At 40.1% G+C, this 26,997-nt stretch carries 22 protein-coding genes; 9 read left to right on the top strand and 13 right to left on the bottom strand.

What is annotated here, in order from left to right; all coding sequences use genetic code 11:
- Nucleotides 1-31: 31 nt before the first annotated feature.
- Both FTU92_RS03975 and FTU92_RS03980 read right to left on the bottom strand, forming a co-directional pair.
- Nucleotides 32-1,144 (bottom strand): beta-ketoacyl-ACP synthase III, encoded by a 1,113-nt coding sequence (locus FTU92_RS03975; protein WP_154320667.1) that lies wholly within the window; start codon nt 1,142-1,144, stop codon nt 32-34.
- A gap of 30 nt (nt 1,145-1,174) precedes the next feature.
- Nucleotides 1,175-5,134: a DUF3418 domain-containing protein gene (locus FTU92_RS03980; protein ID WP_179989567.1), complete on the bottom strand. Its 3,960-nt coding sequence runs from the start codon at nt 5,132-5,134 to the stop codon at nt 1,175-1,177.
- A 372-nt stretch (nt 5,135-5,506) separates the two neighbouring features.
- On the opposite strand from FTU92_RS03980, the gene ahpC reads away from it, so the two are divergent.
- The 3 genes from ahpC (at nt 5,507) to FTU92_RS03995 (ending at nt 7,189) form a co-directional block, all read left to right on the top strand.
- Nucleotides 5,507-6,070 carry an alkyl hydroperoxide reductase subunit C gene (gene ahpC, locus FTU92_RS03985; RefSeq protein ID WP_005178834.1) on the top strand — a complete coding sequence of 188 codons (564 nt, stop codon included), beginning with the start codon at nt 5,507-5,509 and terminating at the stop codon, nt 6,068-6,070.
- Nucleotides 6,071-6,415: 345 nt separating this feature from the next.
- Entirely contained in the window at nt 6,416-6,733 is a 318-nt protein-coding gene (locus FTU92_RS03990) for a hypothetical protein (protein WP_225530638.1), read from the top strand.
- A 249-nt stretch (nt 6,734-6,982) separates the two neighbouring features.
- A complete protein-coding gene (locus tag FTU92_RS03995; protein WP_004973053.1) occupies nt 6,983-7,189 on the top strand; it encodes a hypothetical protein in 207 nt (68 codons plus the stop codon).
- 87 nt (nt 7,190-7,276) lie between these two features.
- On the opposite strand, the gene FTU92_RS04000 is transcribed toward FTU92_RS03995, so the two are convergent.
- Nucleotides 7,277-7,495 carry a DUF1653 domain-containing protein gene (locus FTU92_RS04000; RefSeq protein WP_004973051.1) on the bottom strand — a complete coding sequence of 73 codons (219 nt, stop codon included), beginning with the start codon at nt 7,493-7,495 and terminating at the stop codon, nt 7,277-7,279.
- A gap of 250 nt (nt 7,496-7,745) precedes the next feature.
- On the opposite strand from FTU92_RS04000, the gene FTU92_RS04005 reads away from it, so the two are divergent.
- Entirely contained in the window at nt 7,746-8,090 is a 345-nt protein-coding gene (locus FTU92_RS04005) for a hypothetical protein (RefSeq protein ID WP_180095669.1), read from the top strand.
- Nucleotides 8,091-8,493: 403 nt separating this feature from the next.
- Here FTU92_RS04005 and FTU92_RS04010 read toward each other — a convergent pair whose 3' ends face one another.
- A complete protein-coding gene (locus FTU92_RS04010; RefSeq protein WP_131260826.1) occupies nt 8,494-9,009 on the bottom strand; it encodes a hypothetical protein in 516 nt (171 codons plus the stop codon).
- A gap of 158 nt (nt 9,010-9,167) precedes the next feature.
- Here FTU92_RS04010 and FTU92_RS04015 point away from each other — a divergent pair, with 158 nt between their 5' ends.
- Nucleotides 9,168-10,214 carry a nitronate monooxygenase family protein gene (locus tag FTU92_RS04015; protein ID WP_168461353.1) on the top strand — a complete coding sequence of 349 codons (1,047 nt, stop codon included), beginning with the start codon at nt 9,168-9,170 and terminating at the stop codon, nt 10,212-10,214.
- 84 nt (nt 10,215-10,298) lie between these two features.
- Here FTU92_RS04015 and dusB read toward each other — a convergent pair whose 3' ends face one another.
- Nucleotides 10,299-11,321 (bottom strand): tRNA dihydrouridine synthase DusB, encoded by a 1,023-nt coding sequence (gene dusB, locus FTU92_RS04020; protein WP_180095671.1) that lies wholly within the window; start codon nt 11,319-11,321, stop codon nt 10,299-10,301.
- An 83-nt stretch (nt 11,322-11,404) separates the two neighbouring features.
- Between dusB and FTU92_RS04025 the strand changes: the two genes are divergently transcribed.
- Both FTU92_RS04025 and FTU92_RS04030 read left to right on the top strand, forming a co-directional pair.
- Nucleotides 11,405-12,610, top strand: coding sequence for a DUF1615 family protein (locus tag FTU92_RS04025; protein ID WP_180095673.1), 1,206 nt, complete (start codon nt 11,405-11,407; stop codon nt 12,608-12,610).
- Nucleotides 12,577-13,224 (top strand): HAD-IB family phosphatase, encoded by a 648-nt coding sequence (locus FTU92_RS04030; RefSeq protein WP_004973036.1) that lies wholly within the window; start codon nt 12,577-12,579, stop codon nt 13,222-13,224. The genes FTU92_RS04025 and FTU92_RS04030 overlap by 34 nt, the downstream gene beginning before the upstream one ends.
- A gap of 292 nt (nt 13,225-13,516) precedes the next feature.
- Here FTU92_RS04030 and FTU92_RS04035 read toward each other — a convergent pair whose 3' ends face one another.
- Both FTU92_RS04035 and FTU92_RS04040 read right to left on the bottom strand, forming a co-directional pair.
- Nucleotides 13,517-14,611: an acyl-CoA desaturase gene (locus FTU92_RS04035; RefSeq protein WP_096900933.1), complete on the bottom strand. Its 1,095-nt coding sequence runs from the start codon at nt 14,609-14,611 to the stop codon at nt 13,517-13,519.
- Between the two features lie 13 nt (nt 14,612-14,624).
- Nucleotides 14,625-15,695, bottom strand: a complete 1,071-nt coding sequence (locus FTU92_RS04040; RefSeq protein ID WP_180095675.1) for a ferredoxin reductase — start codon at nt 15,693-15,695, stop codon at nt 14,625-14,627.
- 154 nt (nt 15,696-15,849) lie between these two features.
- On the opposite strand from FTU92_RS04040, the gene fabR reads away from it, so the two are divergent.
- Nucleotides 15,850-16,530 carry an HTH-type transcriptional repressor FabR gene (gene fabR / locus FTU92_RS04045; protein ID WP_026438369.1) on the top strand — a complete coding sequence of 227 codons (681 nt, stop codon included), beginning with the start codon at nt 15,850-15,852 and terminating at the stop codon, nt 16,528-16,530.
- Nucleotides 16,531-16,607: 77 nt separating this feature from the next.
- On the opposite strand, the gene FTU92_RS04050 is transcribed toward fabR, so the two are convergent.
- From FTU92_RS04050 to FTU92_RS04075, 6 genes are all read right to left on the bottom strand, one after another.
- Nucleotides 16,608-17,417, bottom strand: a complete 810-nt coding sequence (locus FTU92_RS04050) for an alpha/beta fold hydrolase (protein WP_180095677.1) — start codon at nt 17,415-17,417, stop codon at nt 16,608-16,610.
- Between the two features lie 411 nt (nt 17,418-17,828).
- Nucleotides 17,829-20,666, bottom strand: coding sequence for an RNA polymerase-associated protein RapA (gene rapA / locus FTU92_RS04055; protein WP_180008524.1), 2,838 nt, complete (start codon nt 20,664-20,666; stop codon nt 17,829-17,831).
- Nucleotides 20,667-20,812: 146 nt separating this feature from the next.
- Nucleotides 20,813-21,457 (bottom strand): RluA family pseudouridine synthase, encoded by a 645-nt coding sequence (locus tag FTU92_RS04060; protein ID WP_004973024.1) that lies wholly within the window; start codon nt 21,455-21,457, stop codon nt 20,813-20,815.
- A 486-nt stretch (nt 21,458-21,943) separates the two neighbouring features.
- Nucleotides 21,944-23,245 carry a glutamate-1-semialdehyde 2,1-aminomutase gene (gene hemL, locus FTU92_RS04065; protein WP_180037635.1) on the bottom strand — a complete coding sequence of 434 codons (1,302 nt, stop codon included), beginning with the start codon at nt 23,243-23,245 and terminating at the stop codon, nt 21,944-21,946.
- Nucleotides 23,246-23,291: 46 nt separating this feature from the next.
- Nucleotides 23,292-23,912: a thiamine phosphate synthase gene (gene thiE / locus FTU92_RS04070; RefSeq protein ID WP_180095679.1), complete on the bottom strand. Its 621-nt coding sequence runs from the start codon at nt 23,910-23,912 to the stop codon at nt 23,292-23,294.
- Nucleotides 23,913-24,554: 642 nt separating this feature from the next.
- Entirely contained in the window at nt 24,555-24,944 is a 390-nt protein-coding gene (locus FTU92_RS04075) for an Mpo1-like protein (protein ID WP_373686042.1), read from the bottom strand.
- Between the two features lie 503 nt (nt 24,945-25,447).
- Between FTU92_RS04075 and FTU92_RS04080 the strand changes: the two genes are divergently transcribed.
- Nucleotides 25,448-26,920, top strand: coding sequence for a CYTH domain-containing protein (locus FTU92_RS04080; RefSeq protein ID WP_180095683.1), 1,473 nt, complete (start codon nt 25,448-25,450; stop codon nt 26,918-26,920).
- The last annotated feature ends 77 nt before the right edge of the window (nt 26,921-26,997 follow it).

The raw sequence follows: 26,997 nt of genomic DNA on the forward strand, positions 1-26,997 counted from the left end.
CGTTTGCTGATCTTATACGGTTTGGCAAAGCTTATGCAGCATCACGTTTTTGTACCAAAATCGCGCCAACTGAATAGCCTGCGCCAAATGAACACAAGACACCATATTCACCGTTTTCGACTTCGTGTGCAGTACGGTGTAAAGCGATAATTACCCCTGCCGAAGAAGTATTGGCAAACTCATCTAAAATAATAGGTACTAAACCTGGTTGTGCTGCTTCTTTACCAACCACCAATTTCAAAATGAGTTCGTTCATGCTGGCATTGGCTTGGTGCAACCAGAAACGCTTCACCTCGGTTGGCGCAATCTGATTCTTTTCTAATTGCGCAGTAATCATTTTGGCAACTAAGGGGCAAACTTCTTTAAAGACTTTACGACCATCTTGATGGAAGCGTTTATCGTCAATATCTGCATTTTCACTTAAGTTTAAAAAACCGAAATTATTACGGATATTATTCGAGAACTGAGTAAACAGGTTCATGTCCAAAATTTCGAAACCTGCTTTGGTTTCAGTGTCTTCCAAAATTGAAGCGGTTGCTACATCACCAAAAATAAAGTGGCAGTCACGTGAACGGAAATCGTTATGACCTGAGGTAATTTCGACATTCACCAACAGTACGCGGCGCGCACCTGCTTTAATCGCATCATGCGCTTGCTTAATGCCGAAAGTCGCAGCAGAACATGCCACGTTCATGTCATAGGCATAACCTTGAATACCAAGCGCAGTTTGAATTTCAATCGCCACCGCAGGATAAGCACGCTGCAAGTTTGAGCAAGACAAAATCACCACATCAATATCTTCTGCGGTCACGCCTGCATTTTGCATGGCTTGTTTTGCAGCAATTACACCCCATTCTGCTTGTAGCGAAATTTCATCATCCCCGCGTTCACGCAAATTTGGACGTAAACGGTTAATGTCCAGAATACCTGTTTTTTCTGACACGTAACGGCGTTTTACCCCAGAGGCTTTTTCGATAAAGTCAGCACTTGAGCCACGACGTTCTTCAAGCTCACCTGCTGCAATTTTGTCAGCATTGAGCTGATTATACTGTTCCACATAAGCATTTAAACTTTCGACCAACTCTTCATTGGTAATAACATCTTCTGGGTGATAAAGACCAGTACCTATAATGCGAATGCCCATGTAAAACTCCTTCTAGAAATTACTAATATCTTAACTGATTCCGAGCTTTTCCCATACTTTTTGCAGCCGAGTTGCAGAAATTGGCATTTTGGTTTTCATGGGTTGAGAGAACAGCGATATGCGTAATTCTTCCACCATAAAGTACAATTCCTTGAGTCGGGCATCTTGTTTGTGTTTAAACAATTTGTCCATCCAAGGGTCAATTTGGGCGATGGCAGCATCGTCTCTTTGCAAGTTATTGGGTAAGCGGTCTAAACGTAATAACAACGCTTTCAAATAGCGCGGATATTCGCTCCACACCTCTACAGGCTTGCTATACACAAAGTCTGCCAGATGCATTAAGTCCAGCTGATCTTCTATATCATCCATATTTTTAGCAAAAACTGCTTCATCAAGCATAAGAAGCTGACGGCGGATGTCTTGCCATGCAATATAAATTTCATTAAAGATACGCAGCGTGGTTTGACCATGACTGAGGAAAGTCTTTTTTACCTCAAGCTGCAACTTTTGAAACTCTTCCAAGTTGACTGGTAAGTCACCAATAATGCTTTGCAATGTTGCATAGATCAACATTTGCTCAAGTTGAGCTTTATCACCCAAAGGCGAATACGCCAAAGCCAAGGGTTTATCAATTTGTTTTTTCAATTGGCGTGATAAATCACCCAATTGCACATATAGCAAACGAATCACGCCTTCACGGTGCTGACGAATCGCCTCACTCTGATCATTAAAGGTTTGAATCACCACACCCGATTCATCTTTTGGTAAAAGCTCTGCAAATGTTTTGCTTGGTACCAACGCCTGATATTGCTTAACCACTACGCCCGTAACTTTTTGCGAAGCTTCAAATACAAATCGTTCAGGAAAAGTTTGAAATTCTCCGTGCACCTGCTTTACAGGACTATGCGTTTCGGTATGGCAACGCGCTTTTAATTCAGATAAATCACGACCTTGCTCAATCACCCGCCCTTTTTCATCTAGCACTTTAATGAACGGCAATAAATACGCATCTACCCGCTCAAAGCTAAAGTCTTTTTCGGTGATGTGTTCAGCACGTAATTGAAATGCCAAAAAGCTAAAAATGTGCTCGCGTAAATTTACCGCATCAACACGTTGTAGCAACTTTCGAGCTGTGTCTGGAATAGGCACCAAATGACGACGCTTATCTTTAGGCAAAGTCTTGAGCAAGGCTTCAATTAAATTTTCACGCCAACCCAGAACACCCCACGACCAGATATTTTCATCGACCTGTGCCAACGCTTGCACTGGAATTTTAACGGTTGCGCCATCTTCATCATGGCTGGGGTCAAAACGGTAACTGGCCGCCAAGCGCAGCTCACCATTACGCAAATAGTCAGGAAATTGCTGCGTGGTCGGACGATCATTCAGCCAAAGTGCATCATCTTCCACAAATAAATAACGTGGATTTTGCGGCTCTACTGTGGCACGCCAATCTTCAAAGGAACGACGGCTTGCAACTTCTGCAGGTACTTTGGCGGCATAAAATTGATAAATAGTTTCTTCATCAACAACTAAATCACGACGACGTAATTTATCTTCAACCCGTTCCACTTCTTCCAGTTTAAGCAGGTTGTGTTTTAAAAATGGTGGGGTAATGCCCAAGTTGCCTGTGGTTAAAGCATCACGTAAGAATATTTCATGGGCGGCTTCCTGATCGACCTTTTCGTAATTGACAGGACGTTTCGGCTCGATAATTAGACCAAACAGCGAAATTTGATCATAGGCATTCACCACGCCTGCTTTTTTAGACCAATGTGGTTCAAAATAGTGATGCTTCAGCAAATCACGTGCAGCCAATAAAATCCATTCAGGTTCAATTTTTGCCAAGGTGCGTAGATACACTTGCGAAGTTTCTACCATCTCAAATGCCATGACCCACGGTGTATTGGTTTTATGCAAAGTCGATGCAGGGAAAATTCGTGCTTTTTGTTGGCGTACTGCCATAAACACATTGCGCTCATCGGTTTTATTGGCAATAAAAGAAAGCAACCCTGTTAATAACGCCCGATGCAGATTTTCATAACTGGCTTTTTTCTCATTAAACGACAGTTTTAAGCCACGCGCCAAATCCACCAATTGTTCATGAGTTTTCTTCCATTCACGTAAACGCAACCAACTTAAAAAATGCTGACGGGCAAAAGTACGACGTTTGTTTTCACTCATGCCATCACGGTTTTCGTGTAAAGTTTCCCACAATTTTAAATAGAATAAAAAGTCAGAATCTGCTTCACGGAACAAAGCATGTTTTTGATCGGCTTGCATTTGTTTGTCTGCAGGACGTTCACGCGGGTCTTGTACCGCCAATGCCGCTACAATAATCAGGACTTCATTTAACACCCCAAAATGCGCACCGCCTAAAATCATACGTGCCAGTCTTGGATCAATCGGCATTTTTGCCATTTGCTGACCAATTTTGGTTAAGCTGCTGCCTTGAAGCTCGCCTTTATTAGCGGTGGATTTAGTGGAATTATTCGGATGATTGTCTCCCTTTTGCGTCGCAGAGCTACTCATTCCGTCTAAAAGAGGGGCTTTACCCTTCTCAATCATCGCACCCAGTTCAATCAACAGCTTACGACCATCATTGACTAAACGATGATCTGGCGGCTCAATAAAATCAAAATCTTCGAGCGTACCCAAGCCCAAACTTTGCATTTGTAAAATGACCGATGCCAAGTTGGTGCGTTTAATTTCAGGTTCAGTAAACTCTGGGCGACTTAAAAAATCTTCTTCTGAATACAGGCGAATACAAACGCCTGGTGCAATACGACCACAACGTCCTTTACGCTGATTCGCTGCTGCCTGAGATACTGCTTCAATCGGTAAACGCTGCACCCGTGAGCGATAGTTATAACGTGAAATACGTGCAAAACCGCTATCAATCACATAGCGGATATTGGGTACAGTGAGTGCGGTTTCAGCGACGTTGGTGGCAATAATAATGCGACGACCACCACCTGAAGGATTAAAAATTTTTTGTTGTTCCGCCAAAGCCAAACGCGCATACAACGGTAAAATTTCAGTATGACGCGGTCCATGCTTATGCAAGGTTTCTTGCAGCTCCCGAATTTCCTGTTCAGTACTGGCAAAAATTAGAATATCGGCATGTTCAGGATGACCTTTTTCCTGTGCATCGGCAAAGCATTCTTCTACCGCTTGCACCACTGCGCGTGGCAAGTTTTCTTCAAAGTCATCAAACTCATCATCATCACTACCACCAATGCTTAATTCAGAAATTGGACGATAACGTACTTCGACAGGATAGCTTCGACCTTCGACCTCAAAAATAGGTGCGCCGTTAAAATAGTTACTAAAACGCTGCACATCTAAAGTTGCAGAAGTGATGATGACTTTTAAATCAGGGCGACGTGGCAAAAGTTGCTTTAAATAGCCCATAATGAAGTCAATATTTAAAGAACGCTCATGCGCTTCATCTATAATAATGGTGTCGTATTTATTTAAATAACGATCATTGGCAAGCTCTGCTAACAAAATACCATCGGTCATTAAACGGACAATTGAATCTTGCGAACCCTGTTCATTAAAACGAACTTTAAAGCTGATGGACTCACCTAACTTTTCGCCAACTTCTTCGGCAATACGCTGCGATACACTACGCGCAGCAAGACGTCGTGGCTGAGTATGACCAATTAACCCCGTTAAACCACGACCTGCCAACATTGCAATTTGTGGTAACTGTGTAGTTTTCCCTGAACCTGTTTCACCCGCCACAATAATGACCTGATGTTGCTGAATTGCAGTAATCAACTGTTCGGCAGATTGAGTCACAGGTAAATCTTGATTCAACTTAATGTTGGGAATGCGCTGTGCACGCTCCAACACTTTTAAATTAGATTTTTCAAATAATTCCTGATATTGCTTTGGATTGGCATCTTTGCCTTTTCGTAGTCGATTTAAACGATGACGATCACGCGCCAAAACGAGGTGGTCTACATTTAAATGACTCTGCACAGAATACGCTTCCTAACCAAAACACAAACACGTATTTTACGCACTAATGCCCTGAAGCGAAAGAACAGCGCTACAGAACAATCATTTAAATATTTTTTGATGCCACCTTGAACTTTTAAAATACATCCCCATATTGTTGAATGTAACTCAATTGCTGATTTGGTTTTATTGGATAGCCCACAATTGGCTGTCATTCAATCATCATCATTTTAAGGCCTAATAAAGTCTCAAAACTGTATTGATGAACTTGTTGATATTTACATTCTCATTTGTTTTTCCGATGCTAGTAATGTAAAAATACCATTTCAGCAATAAAACAAAATTAGATACTCTATTGCTAACGAAATACAAACCTTAATCATGGAGACAATGATGAGCTTAATTAATACTGAAGTTAAACCATTTAAAGCTAATGCATACCATAACGGTCAATTCGTTGAAGTAACTGAAGCTGATCTTAAAGGCAAATGGTCTGTTGTATTCTTCTATCCAGCTGACTTTACATTCGTTTGCCCTACTGAGCTTGGTGACCTTGCAGACAACTACGCAGAATTCCAAAAATTAGGCGTTGAAATCTATGCAGTTTCTACTGACACTCACTTCACGCATAAAGCTTGGCACGATTCTTCAGAAGAAATCAAAAAAATTCAATACGTAATGGTTGGCGACCCAACTTGGACGCTTTCTAAAAACTTTGAAGTATTAATCGAAGCTGATGGTCTTGCTGATCGTGGTACTTTCGTTATCGATCCAGAAGGCAAAATCCAAATCATCGAAATCAATGCTGGCGGTATTGGCCGTGATGCTCAAGAACTTCTTCGTAAAGTTAAAGCAGCTCAATACGTTCACGCTCACCCAGGTGAAGTATGCCCAGCTAAATGGAAAGAAGGTGATGCAACTTTAGCCCCATCTATCGACCTAGTAGGTAAAATCTAAGTTTTAGATTAAACCACTCAAAAAAACCACGCATATTTTGCGTGGTTTTTTTTAATCAGAACATCACCCTTTTCTACCTTATTTATTCATATTTCATCTCTAGAATAGAAAATGTAAAAACATTACAACACTACAATCGAATCTGTACCGGTAACAGTTGTGAGATTTATTTTTGAGGGCTGTTCTATGAAAAAATTATTTTTACTTTCAACATTAATAGCATTTTCAGTGCCAGCTTTAGCTGATTTCAACTGTAATGGCAGCATTAAAAATCGAACTATTGATGATAATGTCAAAGTGCATAAACAATGTGTTCTTGATCATGTGACTATTAAGGGCAACCTAATGTTGCATTCCAACTCACATACGGCAATTAAAAATAGTACGATTGATGGCAATTTAGAATCTAAAGGAAACTTTAGTCAGGTTAATGCACATGCCAACCGCATTGATGGCAATATCCAACTCGAAGATGGGCGTAACATCCAACTCACGTCAAACCGTGTAAATGGCAATATTCAACTTAAAGATAATTCAGGCTCAATCGTTGTAAAAAATAACCGCGTGAATGGCAATTTAGAATGTGAAGATAACCGCGTAAAACCGACTGGCGGCACAAACCGTGTTTCTGGTGACAAAGAAGATCAATGTCGTCATCTATAAAATCTAGTCTTTCAATCATTTTATTTAAATGAATGACTATTCATGTGCAAAGCATAAACACCACATCCTAAATGTGGTGTTTTATTTCGCTTCATAATAGTTTTGTCGTTTTTGGCACGTTTAGGTTGCGCAAAAAACTTATATTCAAAAGTTACAATTCTGTAATACTTTTTAGCAAGCACTTCACTTATGTTCAAAATAAGCAGATTTATTCTGTGAAAAATAATATAAAAAATAAAGGAGTTGCTTATGGGTAAAACACTTGCCGTGACATCCTGGACATACAGTGCATCTTCACGTTATTTAAAAATATTTTACGAAAATGGCTCTGGGGATTTATTCCATCCTGTACCACAATTTATTTATGACAACTTATTAAGACGCAGTGATAAAGCAGCTTTTGTGAGTAAATATTTAGCATACGATTTAAGCTTTAACCGTATTTCCATTCAATAATTGATTTTATTAAACTTTGAGCATCCACATAACGATCCAATCTAAAAATAGATTGGATCGTTTTAAATAGGTAAATAACTTCAAATATTAATACACTTCTTGAATCAATTTAAAGCGTTCCTGTTCACGGTCATCATCCAAAGTAATACTCTCCGTGAACATATCAAGCGGTCTGGCCCAAATAGAATAATCGCCATATAAGCATTGATAAACCACCAATTTCTCTTGGGTTTCACTGTGTGTAGCCACATGCAGCACTTGATACAATTGCCCTTTATAATGTTGATAAATCCCTTTTTTAAGCATTTTACAATCCCAATCTTACAGAATGGCATTACTGTACAATAAAAACTGTAACCATTCTCAAGATTTCACCTTATCAGAAAAAATGAATCGCATCGGCATATTTTTCTCTAATTTATCGTTCTAATCTACACAACAAAAAAATATCTAAACCCATTACATTATTTGAACAATTTTAAGCTTCAAATTGATTGTTTTTTGGTTATATTCGCATTATCCCATCTTAAGTGGATGTAAAAAAGGAAACATGATAATGAATAAACTACTTCTTGCTTTAGGTCTTGCTGCAACTGTAGCGCTTGTTGGTTGTGCAAAAGAAAAAGCACCAGAAACAGGGGCAACTACGGGTGAACACTTAGAAAACGCTGCGGCTCAAGCTGCACATGATGCCAAAGATGCAACACATGAAGCTGCTACTGCTACAGCAACTGCGGTAGATAACGCAGCGCAAGCAACTGAAAATGCTGCACACAATGTTGCAACAGCAACAGAAAACGCAGCTGATGCGACTGTACAAGCTGCTAAAGATGCAACTGCTGCGACTGCAGGTGCGGTTGAACAAGGTGCTGCAAATGTGAAAGAAAAAGCACAACAATAATTTGATTGTATAAAACAAAAACTCCTGAGCAAGTTCTCAGGAGTTTTTTATTCAGCACGATTTAATTAGGGTCTGTTGACAATTCGTCTATGTTTGCGACATGAGAGATATATCTCGCAAGGTTTTTTAGCTGATATAAGGCATGGGACAGGAAATTTACTCATTCTAAATGACTGGCACATAACGTAATAGCAGCAAAAAATATGCTTGTACCCTTGCGCAGCAAACAAAGCAGTGCTTTGTTTTTGCTCATGTGGCTAAAACTTTCACAGATTGCGTTATAAAACTTGAAAATAAACCCGTTATTCCCTGCGTTTCATGCCTAATCTGCTCAGTTTTAGCCTACAGCGCAAGCCATTTATGAAATATCAACAGACCCTAGTAAACCTAAATCCTGCCGCAACTATAACGCCGCTTTTAAATTACAACCATAGCCCATGGTCTGTTGTACTTGGCGGTAACTGGTGTAACGATTCAAAATAAAATCATAATAAGATTCTGCATTGGCAAAATTTTCAGCCAAATTTTCCTGCTCTGCACGCGGTAATTTTACATCTTTAAGAAAATCTAGATTGTTATGTCCTAAGCGATATAACTCAGCAAAATAACCATTCATCATATCGCAATAAGCAATTTTAGTCGGCTTTAAAGCAGTACTGGCGACCAAATGCTGATTCAAAGTTTGTAAGTTATTTACATCTAAAGGGAATTGATGTGCAAATGCGATATTTTCGACTTGTTTAAATTGTTTGAAGTCTTGCGCCAATTTGACATTTAAAGCATCTATACGCTGTTGTAATGCAGTCGCATCCTGAACCTGATATTGCTTTGGATCAATTTTTACTTGAGTTTGCTGTGGATTGCTACACGCACTTAATCCACACACCACAAGCAAACCACCATAAACGAAAGGCTTCATTAATTTACTCATCAATTCATACATCAGGCTTATTATGCCTGAAAGCATCTGCAAATTTAATGATATCGCTCATCTTAATATTTCATAAAGAAATGACGGATATGATTTGCCAATCTACCTAGAGTTGGGCAAAGTAGATAAAAACTGGAGTAAATAATATGGCTTTATTAAAACAACTGAATATAAAACATCCTATTTTTCTTGCTCCAATGGCGGGTGTTTCAACCCCTGAACTTGCTGCAGAAGTTTCTAATCAAGGTGGATTAGGCTCGCTTGGTTTAGGCGCACATACAGTCGAAGCTGCGCGTGAACAAATCATTCAAACTCAAGCCCTCACCGACAATTCATTTCAAGTAAATTTCTTTTGCCATGAATCCACACCACTCAATGAACAGATTGCACAGGCATGGATTACACAATTTGCGCCAATTTTTGCCCAATATGATGTCACCCCACCTGCACAACTAAAATGTATTTATCCAAGCTTTAAAGACCATGATGATTATTTAAATCTGGTTTTGGAAACCCAACCACAAGCAGTAAGTTTTCATTTTGGAATTCCACATGAGCATCAAATTCAAGCATTAAAAGATGCAGGAATCATCACCATGGTTTCTGCTACAAATTTAGCCGAAGCTCAGGCGATCGAAGCAGCAGGAATTGATATTATTATTGCGCAAGGGATTGAAGCTGGTGGGCACAGAGGTGTTTTTAATCAGGCATTTGATAGTGCTGTGAAAACCAGTGATTTAGTGCAACTGATTCATCAGCATTGCACAACACCTGTGGTCGCTGCAGGTGGAATTATGAATGGTCAGCAGGCCAAACACATGCTTAACCTTGGTGCATCTGCCGTACAACTGGGTACTGCGTTTGTACAATGTAAAAGTTCAAATGCCAATGCGGCTTATCGGCAAGCTTTGTTCCAACAAAACATCACCCAAATTACAGAAAGTATTTCTGGACGTCCTGCACGTGGTTTGATTAATCACTGGCACACAAAGATTGATACACCTAATCGTATCGCTGTGCCTAGCTATCCATACACTTACGATCTCGCCAAACAATTACATGCAGCAGCAGTCAAACATGGTGAGCAAGGTTATGCGCCATTCTGGGCAGGCAGTAATGTTAGCCAAATTCGTGAATTAGAAGCTGCAGATTTAATCAATCAATTGGTGCTAGAGATGATTCACGCACATTAAATAAGAATACAACCGCTCTGCTTTAAACAAGCAAAGCGGTTAAGAGTGAAATTTTAACTATAAAATCAAAATCTTAAATGCTAATCAAGTATCCAGTAAATTAACACTTTCTACTTGTACATCACTCATGATTTCACCATGTGCCAATAACTGATTGAAGTAGTCCTCCACCACTTTAAATTGTTCGGCAGTACTTTCAACTTTATACATGTTTTGGCGAAACTCATTACTTGAACGTAAACCTTTGGTGTACCAAGCAATGTGTTTACGTGAAATTCGACAACCTGAATATTCCCCATAAAACTCATAAAGCTCGGCTAAATGCCCCAATAAGACTTTTTGAACTTCTGCAATACTCGGTGCGGCAAGCAACTCCCCTGTTGCTAAATAATGTGCAATTTCCCGAAAAATCCACGGACGTCCCTGTGCTGCACGTCCAATCATAATGGCATCAGCACCTGTGTAATCTAGTACATATTTGGCTTTTTCAGGGCTATCTATATCACCATTGGCAATGACTGGAATCTGCAACATACTTTTCACGTCTTTAATCAGTGAGTAACGTGCATGATTTAAATACATATCTTCACGGGTACGACCATGCAAAGCCAAAGCGGCAATACCAGCTTGTTCCGCACGCTTTGCCACACGTAAGATATTTTCCTGACCATTTAAAAAACCCAAACGGGTTTTAAGGGTTACAGGTACATCAACCGCAGCAACGACAGTATCTAAAATACGTACCACCAAATCTTCATCTTGCAACAAGGCAGACCCCGCCAATTTATTACAGACTTTTTTGGCAGGACAGCCCATATTGATATCAACAATTTGCGCCCCGTTGGCCACCTGATAGCGTGCTGCTTCCGCCAAATCATGCGGATCTGAACCAGCAATTTGTGCAGAAATTGGCGCAAGCTCCCCATCAAAATTGGCACGATACAAACTCTTTTTACTCATGCGCAAAGTTTTGTCAGACGTCATCATTTCACTGACCGCATGCCCAGCACCAAAGTATTTGCACAATGAGCGAAATGGCCGATCAGTAACGCCTGCCATTGGGGCAACGATCAAATTATTTGACAGTTGATAGGGACCAATATACATATATATTCTTAACTTTAACGATTGGCATAGTATACTGCATCTGCCCTTTGGGCTCATCCATTTGGAACGAGTTTTCCCTATCTATGAAAGACACTGTATTCACTTCTTTGATGAAACCCTTCAGCGTGCTCGCCTTATCCATAAGCTTAGCAGCCTGTGGAGACAGCGCATGGTGGTCTAAGGACAATGAGCCGACCTTGGAAGCAGAACACATTCGCAAACTGATTCCTAACCGTGTCAGTGAACGCAGTGCTTGGGCTAAAGATATTTATGATATTTCTGAGCAATTGGGTATTCCACAAACTAAAGAAAATATGTGCACCATTATTGCTGTGGTTGATCAGGAATCTAACTTTGTAGCAGACCCACAAGTTTATGGTTTGGGTGAAAAAGCTGTTAAAGAAGTGCAAGATCGTTTAGATGAAAAATTTAAAGACAAACTGGGCGAAGCAATTGGCGGCACGGTTGCAGGCTATTTTCAGGATGTACTAAAAAACCACCCAAGCCCTGAAGATAACTATTTAAGCCAAATGCGTCGGGTAAAAACCGAACGTGAATTAGATGAACTATACCGTGAAATTTTTGACTACATGGCAAAGCATTATCATGTTTCCGCACTAACAGGTGCTGCCAAACTGTTTGGACAAAATATTGGTGAAAAACTTAATCCAATTACCACTTTAGGTTCTATGCAAGTGCATATTAGCTATGCCAAAGAGCACAAACGAAAAAGTGGTAATATCGCAGAATTACGCAGCGATCTATATACCCAGTATGGTGGCTTATATTATGGGATTCATCGTTTAATGATGTACCCTGCCGACTATGATCAACCGCTATACCGCTTTGCTGACTATAACTCGGGCATGTATTCAAGTCGCAATGCAGCATTCCAAAGTATGCTGAATGATTTAACCGAAGCTGAACTCGATTTAGATGGTGATTTACTTCTTTACGCTAAAGATGGCGGCGTGCGTAATGCAAAGAGTGAATCTGAACGTGAATTAATTGCTGTTTTTGCCAAACATAATATTTTGGTTACACCACGACAAATTCGTGCAGACTTAAAAAAAGAAAAAGAAAAGAAATTTGAAGACACTGCAACCTATTTAGCGGTCACGAAACTCTATAAAGCGCAAACGGGCAAAGAGCCATTTTATGCCATGATGCCGCAAGTGGTCATTTCAGGGCCTAAACTGAGTCGAGATTACAACACCAATTGGTTTGCTACGCGAGTCAATGGACGTTATAAAACATGCATGCAAAAAGCCAAAAATATAAAAATTTAGCCTTATTTGATTTTGATGGAACCCTGTGCAGCAAAGACAGTTTTACAGGGTTTATTTTCTATGCTTTATCTAAGCGGCATATTTTTAAGCAAGGACTTAAAATCTTGCCTTGGATTCAGGCTTACTATTTAAAAGTTTATCCTGCACATGCCATGCGCCCTAAATTGTTTAATGCTATGTTTAAAGATGCAAATACAGCTGAAATATTAGCACTTGCACAGCGCTACGCAGTAGATTTAATACATGATCTTAACCCACAACTATTACAACAATTAAAGCAGCATCAATTCAATGGAGATGAAGTGGTGGTTGTTTCTGCAAGTGTAGATATTTATTTACAGTATATTTGTCAGCAGTTAAATGTCGCTTTGATTTGTACTGAAACAGCAATTGAAAAGCAGCAATTTACAGGGCGATATTCAACACCTGATTGCAGTCAGGAACAAAAGAAAATACGGATTTTAGAACAATATGATTTAGAAAATTATGCTGCTATTTATGCGTATGGTAATAGTGATGAAGATGATGCCATGCTGAGTTTAGCGACTTATTCTTATATGGTGGGTAGTGATCATTCATTGCCAGAAATTGTAACTTATAAAAAACTGGCTTGATTTTGATGAATGATATAATAAAACCACAATTTGAATTGTGGGTTTTTTAAGTTACATGTAGCGGATGCCGCCTATGGTGATTACTTTTTTATACCCAGAATAGAAAATAAAAATAGAGTTTTCTCTTAATAAAATAGCTGATGATTCTGCATAAAAATAACGACTACAACACCTAAAGCAATAAAAAAGGTGACACTTTACAGCATCACCTCTAATTCAAAATAGAAGTATAGTTTTAAACCAAGATCAATCACTTAATCTATTCGTACTAAACAACTCATTTGTAAGTCACTTATTTCTTAAATGGAAAAGCATATTTCACAATACGTTTAAGCACACTGCCGTACTGTTTAACTAAGCTCGCATTGTTGTAGTTCAAGCCATACTTTTCACACACAGCTTGTACTTTTGGAGCCATTTTACGATAGCGACGTGCAGGAATATCTGGATATAAATGGTGTTCAATTTGATGGCTTAAATGTCCTGTCAAAATGTGGAATGCTTCAGAACCTGTAAGATTCGATGAACCACGAATTTGACGCATATACCAGTGACCACGGCTTTCGTTTTGCATCACAGACTTTGGAAATACTTCTACATCCTTCGTAAAGTGACCGCAGAAAATAATGCTGAATGTCCAAATATTACGAATACCATTCGCAACCAAATTCCCTGTAAACACTGGTAAAGCCGAAGGGCCTGCAATCAATGGAAAGAACACATAATCTTTAAACAATTGTTTTCCAATTTTCTTCTGCATAGGTTGCCATTCTTTTTTGGCTTGGGCTTTGCTTTTACGGCCATTCAAAATTTTACCAATTTCTAAATTCTGAATGGCAACACCCCATTGGAACAGTAAGCAGAAAGGAATACTGTATAAAGGTTGCAATAAATAGCCTGATCTCCAGCGCTGTTCTGGGAACAAACGCACCAAACCATAGCCAATATCATCATCCATACCTTTAATATTGGTATAAGTATGGTGTTTAAAGTTATGGGTTTGACGCCAGTTGTCTGAAGTACCTACCGTATCCCATTCATAACTTGCACCATTGAATTTAGGATCATTCATCCAGTCATACTGACCATGCATGACATTATGACCTAATTCCATGTTTTCCATAATTTTGGCAAAGCCTAACAAGCCTGTACCCAAAACCCATGCTGGCGGGAACCATCCTGCGAACAATAAGGCACGACCTGCCATTGAGCTATAACGAATGGTTGAATAAACACGGCGGATGTATTTAGCATCTTTTTCGCCAATATCATCCAAAACTTCTTGTTTAATGGCGTCTAATTCACGTGCAAGCTCATCTAATTCAAATTGAGTGAGTTCACGGTTTTTAGGATTGCGGAAATATTCTATTTTTACTGGCATATTCATAATCGGAACTCGCTTATAAATCAATAATTAAATCGGTTTGTGCTGAATTGACGCATATTTTCAATTGGTTATTCGGTTCGCTGTTTTGAACACCATCGACCAAATTTTTAGTTGAACCTTCAGCTTTGTTACATACGCATTTATGGCAAATACCCATGCGGCAACCATATTTCGGTTTGATATTTTGCTGCTCTAGGCTTTCTAAAATTGATTTGCCTTTTGGAATGGTCACAATCTTTTTAGATTTAGTTAAGGTGACTTGTACCAAGCCCACATCGTCCCCTAAAACAGGGGTCATGCTAAAAGCTTCAGTTTTAACCACAGCAGCCTGAGTAAACAGTTGTTCAACCTGAGTAGTAAAACCCGATGGGCCACATGCAAACACTGCACTTTGCTCGATTTGTGCCAAGTCTTGTAAATGTTCTGCATTTAAACGGCTGTGCGCCAAACTCGGCTCTTGGGTATAAAGCACTTGAAATTTAAAGTTTGGATATTGCTGTGCCCAAGCTTCAAATTGCGCTTTAAATGCTGCATCTGCAAAGGTTTTTACCCAATACATTAAAGTTACTGGAGTGCTACCAAGACGACCTGATTTCGCCATGTCTTGTACCAGACTATACATCGGTGTGATACCGCTACCTGCTGCCAATAGAATTAAAGGCTGGGCTTGTGCAGGCAATTGCATATCACCATAAGGCGCACCAAACTCTAAAGTATCGCCAACTTTGGCTTGCTCAACCAGCCATGTGCTGACTTTGCCCTGATCAACTTTTTTCACTGTCAACAAAACGTGTTGTGCATCAAGCTGAGTCAAACTATATGTTCGCTCATAGCGTACGCCCTGAATTGTCACATAAACAGGATGATGCTGCCCTGCTGCGCCAATTTGGAGTTTTTTATTGAATTGCAAAGTAAAGCTCACTACACCTTGTGCAGCGGTATCTTTTTTTACAATTTTGCCGAGTGACTGATTCACCGACCATAATGGATTAATTTTTTGCAACCAGAAATTTGCTGCATAAGGATCTAGTACTGCAGTTGCAATACTGGTTAAGGGAGATTTTCTTTTTTCAGTTAGCTGCATGATTCAGCACCACCCGATGAAATTTTAATTATTATACACATGTATATATATTTGTATATACACCTGTATTGTTTCTAATCATTTCACAAGTACTGGCGCAACCGCTATAATGCCTCTAAGCTTATAAATTATTGAAAATATGACTCAGCCTGCCATGAAAACAAACCATGATGTGACTTTTCCAGAATCTGAAACGGTTCATGAGCCTCTTGTCGTGCGTACGGTTGGGCGTAAAGCTACCATTACCAAACAAGAATTATTTCAGGCAGCATTAAATTTAATTGGCCCACAAAAAAGTATCGCATCTTTAAGTTTACGTGAAGTTGCACGTGAAGCAGGCATCGCACCAAACAGTTTTTATCGTCATTTTAAAGATATTGATGAACTCGCGATTGAACTGATTGATCGTGCAGGTGTGGTGTTGCGTCAAATTCTGCATGAAGCACGTTTAAAAGCATCTAAACAAAACAGTATTATTCGCAGCTCGGTTGAAGTATTTATTGAACAATTAGATACCGATGAAGGCAATTTAAGCCTGCTATTACGTGAAGGTTATACGGGTTCAACCTCTTATAAGCTAGCTGTTGAGCGCCAATTGAATTATTTCCAGCAAGAATTGCAGGATGATTTAATTCGTTTAGAACGTTTAAATAACAGCAAGTTAGCGCATCCCGATATTGTCGCAAAAGCCATTACCCAGTTGGTGTTTAATATGGGCGCTAAAGTCATTGATATGCCTGCGACTGAACGTAAAGAAACCGCTGAACAAACCATGACCATGATTCGCATGATTTTAGAAGGTGCACGACATTTGGATGATGCCAAAATTCGTTAACATAACACAGGATAAATCGGGCGATTTTCCTGAATCAGGTCACGCCCGTTTGAGCATTTAATTGCTAGACTTCGCTGTTAAGCGTGTTGTTTTTGAATTAATTGCTGCACATGTGTTGCCGTGGTTTCAGGATTTTCCAAAGGAAACATGTGTCCTCCCTCGACCACACTAAACTCAATTCCATAAGTTTTTTGCATGCCTTGCGGTAAACCTTGCAAATAAAATGGGCTATGCCTTCCTGTAATTAAATGCACAGGTACATCTGGGGCTTTGCGTGGTGTGCGCCACCACCATGCAGGTACGGTTCTAAAAATTTCAGCTTCTACCCGTTTTGGAATTGTTAAAGTTACACCACCTCTTTGTGCATCGACTTGTATGCCGCTGGCAAAATAATCTTCAAAACATTGTGCATCAAATTTTTTAAATAAACGGTTATGCCGCAAAGCTTGATAGGCTTCTGCATGGCTAGCCCAATGATCTCGACGCTTCATGGTCACGGCGGCAGGTGTGAGTTGATCTACATATTTCAGTTTAAATTTTTGTAAAATTTCAAATAATGCCGACTTCGATCCAATCACAAAAGGTGGATCCATAATAATCAATTGAGAAAATAAATCTGGACGCTGATAGGCACACATCAGGGTTAATAATGAACCAAAAGAATGCCCTAAACCAATCACTTGTTGCTTTGGAAACTGCTGCTCAATGTCCTGAATCACTTGATGAATCAAATAGGTCCACTTATAGGTCACAGGAAATTCTGCTTGCATACCAATCAGTGGAATTGCCTTTAAATGATAATCTGCTTCAAAACATTGAAAAAACTTTTGATAACTGGCAGAAGGAATACCATTGGCATGGGTAAAATGAATTGCAGCTTTAGTCATTTAAAATACGCTTAAAAGAAGAATATCGGGTCTGTGACTTGATCTATGCGTACGCGCTTACAGATTCAACACTTGGCACATCAATCATAGATAAAAGATCAACAGCCTTTAAACTACGCATACCACTGGGTTTTGCAAATGACCGGAATGCTGAAAAAGATGAATTATGAGTCATTTTAATGACACATAAGCACTGGTTGCTACTTTGTTTAAGTCTGTGATGTGAAAAATCTCGCACAAAATTTTTATTGCGATATTAAAAAAGCACCCGCTAAACTGCTCCGTAAAAATGAGGCGCAATGCCCAACTTAAAACGTGCAATTTAGAAGATGCCAAATATTTAAAAAAGTGATTGATTAAAACCGACTCAATACAAATACACCGTCTAGACACCTGTATTGAATGCACTCTTTATGGCTTTACCACCACCATCACCTGAATTGCTTCAGGCGTGACCGACAAACCATCTAATAATGCAACACCTTCTTTTTGCAATTTCTGTAAACGTGTAATTTCATCTTCACGAATACTTGGGTTAAATTGCTTCAAATAGCTTAAACGGTCAATTTCATATTGCCATTTTTTGCTATATACATCTTTAGCTTGTTGCTTAAATTCAGGCAATGCAGCTTTAGCCAACTCCAAAGCCTGTGTATAACGCGCTTCAATCGCGTCACGGCGTGCTTTCACCACTTGACGACAACTGTTGCCATCTAAATGATGTAAATAAGGTTTTAAAATTTCAGGGGCAATTTTTTGCGATAAATCCTGCCCTTTTTCGCTCAATAAGACACGAATGAGTTGCTGTGGCAAGCTTGATGGCAAATTCAGGGCTTTAGGTGCAATGACATCCACTTTGAACCAGACTTCGAGCAACACAGAACCTTGTGGCAAAGCGGCAGATTTTAATACCGCAACGTTGGTGCTACCAAAACCTTGTGTATTGATCATTTCCATCACGCTTTCTGTGAATGGATGCTCTAGGGTCAAATACTGTGCATCTTCACGAATTTGCGCCTGATCCCGATAGAACGTCGCGGTCATGCCTTCTTCGTCTAAGGTCAAACCTTGCACTTGCATTTGATCAGTTGGTTTAATAATCACCGTGCCATTGCTTTGTTCATCGAAGTCAATATTGGTCGATGCCATAAAGCGCTTCATAAACATAGGCAACGTGGTATTGTCGTCGTAATCTTCTAAAGCTTGTACAATTTCCTGCGCCACCACAGGACGGCAAGAGTTGTATTCCAACAAACGATCTCGACCCGCTTGAAGTTCTGCTTCCAAAGCTTCACGCTGCACACTGACTGCTTCCAGTAAATCTTCAAACTGTTGTCCTAAATCTGCAAGTAAGCAGTGTTTTAAATCTACAATAAAGTTTTCCTGCAAGGTTTGTGCAGTGGGTGAAATATTGCTGAAAATATTGAGTGCTTCGTTATACCAACGGAACATACGCTCTTGCGCAGTCCCCACCAAATACGGCACATGAATTTGAATACGGTTTTCTTGACCAATACGGTCTAAACGACCGATACGTTGTTCTAACACGTCGGGATTGGCAGGTAAGTCAAACAAAATCAGGTCTGATGCAAACTGGAAGTTACGCCCTTCTGAACCAATTTCGGAACACAATAAAATTTGTGCACCATAAGAATCTTCTGCGAAATATGCTGCCGCTTGGTCACGTTCTAACAAGCTCATGCCTTCATGGAACATTGCAGTACGAATACCTGCATGTAGGCGCAGCGCATTTTCAAGGGCTTCTACCACAGGGCCGCTACGCGCAATTAAAAGCACTTTTTTATGTTTTAAGTCGCTACGCAAACGCTCCATTAACCACATTACACGCGGGTCAGTTTCCATCCAACTGCCATCGAGCAGTGCTTCTTCTGGCCACATTTGTTCACGCAGCTTACCATCTTTAGACCAGTTTTCTGGTGCAGGTAACGGCGCAGGCTGACAATCACGGCCTGGGAAACCTTGAATTGCTTCACGGGTATTACGGAACAAAATACGTCCTGTACCATGACGGTCTAATAATTCGTGGATAGCACGGAAACGCTGTTCAGGGTTATCTTCTATGCGATGTCCCAATAAGCCTTCTAGCGCAGCCAAATGGCTTTCTTCCAATGCGGCATCTGACATTAAGACTTCAGCAATTTTTGCCGTATGTTGATATTGCGCTTCTTCATCCAAGAAACGGTCTAGCGAACTAAAACGCTGCGGATCGAGCAAACGTAAACGTGCAAAATGGCTTTCTACACCCAGTTGCTCAGGCGTTGCTGTGAGTAATAACACCCCTGCAGTTTGTTCGGCTAATTCTTCGACCAGATCATAACGGTCATTGCCACCTTCTTCTTCGCTCCACATTAAGTGATGCGCTTCATCGACCACCAGCAAATCAAAACCTGCTTCTAAGGCTTGTTCGCGTAAGTCATCGTGGTCAATCATTAAATCGACTGAAGCAATGATGCATTGTTCAGTCAAGAATGGATTCAGGTCAGGATCGTGTTCTTTAATAGATGCTGTGCGAGTTAAATCGAACAAAGAGAATTGCAGATTGAAACGGCGACGCATTTCAATCATCCACTGATATTGCAGCGAATCAGGCACCAAAATCAGGATACGTTCCGCACGTCCTGTTTTGAGTTGCTGATGGATGATTAAACCTGCTTCGATGGTTTTACCCAAACCAACTTCATCTGCCAACAATACACGTGGCGCAAAACGCTTACCGACTTCATGTGCAATATAAAGTTGATGTGGAATCAAACCTACACGCGAACCCACCAAGCCACGCAGTGGACTGCTTTGCATATTGGCTTGCATCAACAAGGCTTCTATACGCAAGTCGTACCATTCTTTATAGTCAATTTGGCTGGCAAGCAAGCGGTCTAAGGGTTTCGAAAGTTGGATACTTGCACCAATACGGGTTTCATTCAGTGATTTTTTTTCTTCACTGCCATCTTGCAAACGACGCACCACGTTATAACGCAATACGCCATGACGGTCTTCGACCGATTCAACCGTCCACACATTGCCTTCTTGGTCTTGAACTTCATCATTTACATTAAAAATGATACGCGATAAAGGTGCGTTATTGCGTGCGTAGACACGGGTTTCATCACTTTTAGGGAATAAAATGCTGACCGATCGCTCATCTACATCAATCAGAACACCAAGTCCTAATTCCGTTTCTGTGTCTGATAACCAACGTTGACCAATAGCAAACTGCTGCAATTTTTCCACCTTTATTTAGAAGTTAGGACGTATAAATTTTTGCGCAAAACCAGCTGAGTATTTGAGCAAAAATTCAGGGCGTATAGCAATATATTTTGACATAAAGCGCACTAAAAAGAGAGCCTAAAGCACAGGCTTTGCGTAACCTTTTTCGCTTAAAATGGGACTGGGCAAGTAAACTGTACACGTTGCTCAGTTTGTGGATGCAGAAAACTTAATTCTGCTGCATGTAAACACAAACGAGGCATGAGTTGTTGCTGTTCGGGCGTGGCATACAAAGTATCACCAATAATTGGATGACCTAAATATTGCATGTGTACTCGCAGTTGATGCGAACGACCTGTAATCGGCGTCAGTTGCACACGAGTCACAATTTGCCCCTGCAATTCAAATTGCTCCAATGCACGCCAATGCGTTAACGCAGGTTTGTTATGGGTTGCATCGGCAATGTGTAATGGAGGATGTGCAGGATCATAGACCACAGGCACATCTACAGTGCCTTCACCTTGCAGTTGCCCTGCCACCAATGCCTGATAGGTTTTATCGGTTTGGCGTTCTTGAAACTGACGCGAAATTTGTTTTTGCGCCCATTTCGTGAGTGCAAATACCAAAATACCCGAAGTATCACGATCTAAGCGATGAATCAGCAAAGTGCGCGGCTCAATTTTAACTAGACGACTCATCACACAATCTTGCAAATCTGCTGTTTTACCTGGAACGGTGAGTATGCCAGCGGGTTTATGTATCACCATAAACTCATCGTCACGATGAATCAGGTGTTCGCTTAGAAAATTACTCAATTTCAATTCCGGGCCGATCGTGAAAACAAGGCGGCAATAATAAAAAGCCTGACACAGAATTACAATGCAAAATACATCAATTCCCGATGAATTTTCCGATTTACATTCCTGAATCAGACAATCTGCTGAATTTTAAATCAGCCTGCTTTTAGAAATGTGGGTTTTATAGCATGCAGGAGGCTTTGTTGCATAAATATTTTTTAAGATACTGTTTTAAAGGTTTTTAAAATTTGGATAGAAAAATACAATGAAATCATAGTGCAAGATAGTTGCACAACAAAGCCGTTCTGAAGCTATATCTTTGATGGCGGGAGCAAATGAAGTAATAGGATTCATATTTAGTTTGACCAGGCTATTTTAGTGTTTAACAAGACGCTGATCTAAGCCTTTGATATTAAATTGAAGAGTATGTCTTCAATTTAACCTAAAGCATAGATATTTTGGAGATATCTATGCCTTTTAGGACAGTGTTAAGCAGAGGTCAAATTACGCCTTCATTTCCGCAAATGTTTCTTTTGCAGCTTGAATGGTGTAGGCAATATCTTCATCACTATGCGCAGATGAAATAAAGCCTGCTTCAAAAGCAGATGGCGCCAAGTTCACACCACGTTGCAACATTCCGTGGAAGAATTTACGGAAAGCATCGACATCGCAATTCAGCATAGAATCAAAACTGGTGATGTCATCTTGGTCAGTAAAATACAAACCAAACATAGCACCGACTTGTTGCGTCTTGAACGGGATACCTGCTTCATCTGACGCAGCTTGTAAGCCTGCCAACAATTTTTCCAGTTGCGCAGTTAAATTTTCATAAAAACCTTCGGCACGTAAATGTTTAAACATTTCAATGCCCGCACGCATCGCCAACGGGTTACCAGACAAAGTACCTGCTTGATACACCTTACCTAATGGCGCAATACATTCCATGATTTCGCGTTTACCACCAAATGCACCTACTGGTAAGCCAGCACCAATAATTTTACCGAGTGTGGTCAAGTCTGGTTTAACATTATAATGCGCCTGAGCACCGCCTAAGCCAACACGGAAACCTGTCATTACTTCATCAATAATAAAGACTGAGCCGCGTTCATCGCAGACATCACGAATTGCTTGCAGGAAACCATCAATTGGTTTAACCAAGTTCATGTTGCCCGCAACTGGCTCAACAATCACCCCTGCAATTTCAGCACCAAACTTTGTAAAACATTCTTTTAAGGTGGCGATATCGTTATACGGTAAAGTCAGCGTATGTTTAGCAAAATCGGCAGGAACACCCGCAGAAGTCGCTTCACCTTCACCACTGGTTAAAAGTCCAGAGCCTGCTTTGACCAACAGCGAATCTGAGTGTCCATGATAGCAACCTTCAAATTTGACGATTTTGTCACGACCTGTATAACCACGCGCCAAACGAATTGCGGTCATGGTGGCTTCTGTACCTGAGTTGGTCATGCGAACCAACTCAATTGAAGGCATAATTTCGCAAATAATATCGGCCAAAGTCGTTTCATGCACCGTTGGCGCACCAAAACTCAAACCATCTTCAGCTGCAGCTTGCACCGCCTGAATAATAGCAGGATGGGCATGACCTAAAATCATTGGTCCCCAAGAACCTACATAGTCGACATAGCGTTTGCCATCGACATCGTACAAATAAGCACCTTTGGCTTTTTCAATAAATACAGGGGTTCCGCCTACCCCGTTAAATGCGCGTACAGGTGAATTGACCCCACCTGGAATATGCTTATTGGCTTGTTTAAACAATTGTTCTTGCTTTGGAGATAAGCTCATGGAGGCACTCAACTCAAAAAATAAAATAAAAAATTAGCTGTCTGCTTTAAGTGTCTGCTTTGAAAAGTGCAGACCAATCATAAACACGCTGTGCAACAGTATGCATCGGACGTCTTAATATATCACTAATCACTGCACATAAATCGGCACCTGCTTCAATGACAGGCTGACTGTTTTCAACAGTTAAACCACCAATCGCGCAAATTGGCACATTGAGTTGTTGCTTCGCCAGTGTGAGCGTGTCTAATGTAAGTGTACTTGCCTCAGGTTTAGTTTCAGTTGCATAGACTGCACCAAAAGCCACGTAGTTTGCACCATCGGCAATCGCTTGCTCTGCCAATTCAATCGAGTTATTACAACTGCGACCAATCAATACATCTTGTGGTAAACGTGCAACCGCTTCAACAATAGAGCCATCTTCTTGACCCAAATGTACGCCAATACCATATTTCACTGCAGTTTCAAGATCATCATTAATCACAAATGGCACTTTGTATTGATCACACATCGATTTCATATATTCAATTTCGTATGCCTGCTGAGCTTGAGGCACATTTTTACGGCGATATTGCAACACCGCGACTTCATAAGTTGCCATCGCCCCTTCTAATTTTGCCAAAAGCAGTTCGATAGGATCATCATTGGTAATCAAATATAAACCGCGCATAATCTCAGCCACAAATAATACAAGGTCTGTATTATTACACATTCAGGCGGCATGCGTCAGAACCTCAGGCTCAACAAGTTTTTTTATATAGGCTCTATAAGCTTCTATTTTGTTTGGGTTTTATTGAGTCAAAAACTTAAAAATACCAAATTCTAGTGATAGCGCTAAAAGATAGATTTAGCTTTAATTGAACTGCGCAAAACAAGAACTGCAACCAGTTCAATAAGATATGGATTTTAAAATCCATACGGGTGACTACAGCGAATAACGACATATTTAGGTCGCCCATTTAGACACATGATCATTTGTGCCAGAGCGCATGTGGGGATGCGACAAATGATCATGTGTCTATATTTTTTCATGCCGCTCTATCAGTAACCTGCTTGCTCTATATCCTTGCTTAAAGATGAATGATTTCTGATTTAACACCATTCTGAATATAATTTTTCACATAAAAAAAGCCTAGAGAAAGGTCACTCTAGGCTTGGAAAGTCACAAACTTTTATCAATAAATTTGATGACACATTATTAGAATATTCACTCTATCATTTCAACAAAAAATTAATTTTATTTGTACATTTTTTATGAAAATAATCACATATCGTCTAGTTTTTGCCTAAACGGTATAACTAAGCGCTCAATTCAACTTGGAATTTTATCTTTAGCACGATCTTGCAAACTTAAATGACCACGCAAAACATCGGCAAACATCCGCCAGTCTGAAATAAAACTATACACAGGCTGTTTAAAACTGGCAGGTTTATTTTTTTCAAAAACAAAGTGCCCGACCCATGCACAAGCATAGCCTGCCAGCAAACCATAGAGTACATATTTGGCTTTTTTATGGCGTATGGCTTTACTCACACAATATAAACCGATACTACTGCCAACAACGTGCAAACGACGGCTCATAATGTTGCGGTGTTCAGTTAAATAAAAGCGATAAAATGTTGAATAATCCTGAATTGGCAATTCAAACTCGGGATCTGGTGTCGGCTCAAATTCGGGGTTTAATGCTGCGTTCATGTTCATCATCCTGATGTTTATAGGTTTGAATTATTTTTGCTACGCTCAACGACACTTTAAACTAAGCCAAAAAAAAACCAAACTCAAGGGTCTGTTGACACTTCGTCTATGTTTGCGACAACGCATATTTTTCAGCTGATATAAGGCATGAGACAGGAAATTTAGTCGTTCTAAATAACTGACTCATAACGCAATAGCAGCAAAAAATATGCTTGTCCTGAAAGGCTGTGGCTAAAACTTTCTCAGATTGCGTTATGAAACTTGGCAATAGACCCACTATTCCCTGCGTTTCATGCCTGATCTGCTCAGTTTTAGCCTACAGCGCAAGCCATTTAGGAAATGCCAACAGACCCTAAAAAAGCCAAGGTCAAGCCTTACTTCTTGGCATATTTTGGTTACAATCAAACGCACTTTTGCAAAACCTTAGTTCTGCAATTTTCACAAATTTATAATACCAATTTGTTTGCCGCTGCTTTGGCGCAACATGCTTTACGTTCAGGATATTTTTCATGGTCGAAGTTGAATTAAAATTTCAAATTCCAGTCGCACGTCGTACTGCACTACTCAAAACTTTAGACCCGAAAAAATCGACTCAAATTCCATTAAAAGCACGCTATTTTGATACATCTGCGCACAGCTTGGCGCATCATGGCATGGCGTTAAGACTGCGTTTAGAAGGTGAGCAATGGGTACAAACTTTAAAAGCGGCAGGTCAAAGTCATTTTCATAGTTTTGAACATAACCATCCACTTGCGCCAACTGAAAATCCAGATACTCCACCACAACTTGATCTGCAAATTTATCAAAGTATTCCCGAAGCACAACAATTGCTAAATCAAGCTTTGGGACAAAATTGGGATCAGTTGCAACTACAATTTGAAACCGATATTCAACGTACCTCACGACTAATGACCGTTGAAGATACTGACATTGAAATCAGTTTAGATGTTGGTCACATTCGTTGTGCAGATGCTGAAGTTGAAGTTGAAGTACATGAAGTTGAGTTTGAACTGAAACAAGGTTCAATTCAGCAATTGCTGGCTTTTAGTTTTGAATGGGTGAAAAAATTTCATTTATGGCTGGATGTGCGCAATAAAGCAGAAATTGGACATTTGCTTTCTGTGCAGCAAAAAGTCAGCCCTGCGGCTCAGAGCAAAGAATTTCAATTCAGTAAAAAAGACCATGCCGACCAAAATTTACGCCTGTTAATTGCACAACAATTACAGCATTTATTGCCCAATATTGCCGCAATTTCTGCTCAAGTTGCCGAACAAAGTCATATTGATCAGGCGCAGTTCGCTTTGCAACATTTACAACTAACACTATCCTTATTTAAAGATTGGTCGAAGCATTTAGGCGATAAATGGGCAATGCAAATTGCAGCATTTAAACAACATTTTGATCACCTGCAGCATTTGGAACACATGCAAGCCACACTCGGCGCATTTTTACAGAACCCGACGACTGCAGAGAACCTAAAAAAAGATACCTTGTACGCCCAAGAAAAATTGGTCAATTTAGTCCGTTCAACGCAAAATGTGCATCACTATTTAGAATTATTGATGTTTAGTTTAGCCGCGAGCGATCACTCAGGTTTAGACTTAAAAACTGCCGCACAAAACACGTTGCAACAGCAATATAAGCAGTTGCATGAACAATTACAGCACAGTGATATTCACGATTTTGAAAGTTTAGATCAACTGGCTTTGCGTATTCAGGAACTAAAATTTAGCTTCCCCATTTTGACGCATATTTATGATGTCAAAAATTTGCAGAAATATAGTAAAGCTTTGAATGATGCACAGCTTGCAGCACAGGAATATCAAGTGTTGGCATCTTCTGCAGCATACATTCAACAAACTGAATTGGAAGCGAGCGACTGGTTTGTTTTAGGTTGGCTCACTGCAAAACAGGAAGTGTATGCACAGCGTTTATTGGAAGCGACAGAACAATTTATGGTGAGCCGTAAATTCTTAAAATAAGTATCCTTAACATCCTCAAAGCACACGCTAAAAATACTGCAATACAACGGCAGCCTTGTGAATATTCATTCGGCTGC

Source organism: Acinetobacter sp. YH12205 (assembly GCF_013418125.1).
Classification (GTDB): Bacteria; Pseudomonadota; Gammaproteobacteria; order Pseudomonadales; family Moraxellaceae; genus Acinetobacter; species Acinetobacter towneri.

Bases quoted from the DNA above. Each gene is read 5' to 3' on its own strand.
- FTU92_RS03975 (WP_154320667.1), bottom strand. From the start codon at position 1,144: ATGGGCATTCGCATTATAGGTACTGGTCTTTATCACCCAGAAGATGTT.
- ahpC (WP_005178834.1), top strand. From the start codon at position 5,507: ATGAGCTTAATTAATACTGAAGTTAAACCATTTAAAGCTAATGCATAC.
- FTU92_RS03990 (WP_225530638.1), top strand. From the start codon at position 6,416: ATGTTGCATTCCAACTCACATACGGCAATTAAAAATAGTACGATTGAT.
- FTU92_RS03995 (WP_004973053.1), top strand. From the start codon at position 6,983: ATGGGTAAAACACTTGCCGTGACATCCTGGACATACAGTGCATCTTCA.
- FTU92_RS04000 (WP_004973051.1), bottom strand. From the start codon at position 7,495: ATGCTTAAAAAAGGGATTTATCAACATTATAAAGGGCAATTGTATCAA.
- FTU92_RS04005 (WP_180095669.1), top strand. From the start codon at position 7,746: ATGAATAAACTACTTCTTGCTTTAGGTCTTGCTGCAACTGTAGCGCTT.
- FTU92_RS04010 (WP_131260826.1), bottom strand. From the start codon at position 9,009: ATGAAGCCTTTCGTTTATGGTGGTTTGCTTGTGGTGTGTGGATTAAGT.
- FTU92_RS04015 (WP_168461353.1), top strand. From the start codon at position 9,168: ATGGCTTTATTAAAACAACTGAATATAAAACATCCTATTTTTCTTGCT.
- dusB (WP_180095671.1), bottom strand. From the start codon at position 11,321: ATGTATATTGGTCCCTATCAACTGTCAAATAATTTGATCGTTGCCCCA.
- FTU92_RS04025 (WP_180095673.1), top strand. From the start codon at position 11,405: ATGAAAGACACTGTATTCACTTCTTTGATGAAACCCTTCAGCGTGCTC.
- FTU92_RS04030 (WP_004973036.1), top strand. From the start codon at position 12,577: ATGCATGCAAAAAGCCAAAAATATAAAAATTTAGCCTTATTTGATTTT.
- FTU92_RS04035 (WP_096900933.1), bottom strand. From the start codon at position 14,611: ATGAATATGCCAGTAAAAATAGAATATTTCCGCAATCCTAAAAACCGT.
- FTU92_RS04040 (WP_180095675.1), bottom strand. From the start codon at position 15,695: ATGCAGCTAACTGAAAAAAGAAAATCTCCCTTAACCAGTATTGCAACT.
- fabR (WP_026438369.1), top strand. From the start codon at position 15,850: ATGAAAACAAACCATGATGTGACTTTTCCAGAATCTGAAACGGTTCAT.
- FTU92_RS04050 (WP_180095677.1), bottom strand. From the start codon at position 17,417: ATGACTAAAGCTGCAATTCATTTTACCCATGCCAATGGTATTCCTTCT.
- hemL (WP_180037635.1), bottom strand. From the start codon at position 23,245: ATGAGCTTATCTCCAAAGCAAGAACAATTGTTTAAACAAGCCAATAAG.
- thiE (WP_180095679.1), bottom strand. From the start codon at position 23,912: ATGCGCGGTTTATATTTGATTACCAATGATGATCCTATCGAACTGCTT.
- FTU92_RS04075 (WP_373686042.1), bottom strand. From the start codon at position 24,944: ATGAACATGAACGCAGCATTAAACCCCGAATTTGAGCCGACACCAGAT.
- FTU92_RS04080 (WP_180095683.1), top strand. From the start codon at position 25,448: ATGGTCGAAGTTGAATTAAAATTTCAAATTCCAGTCGCACGTCGTACT.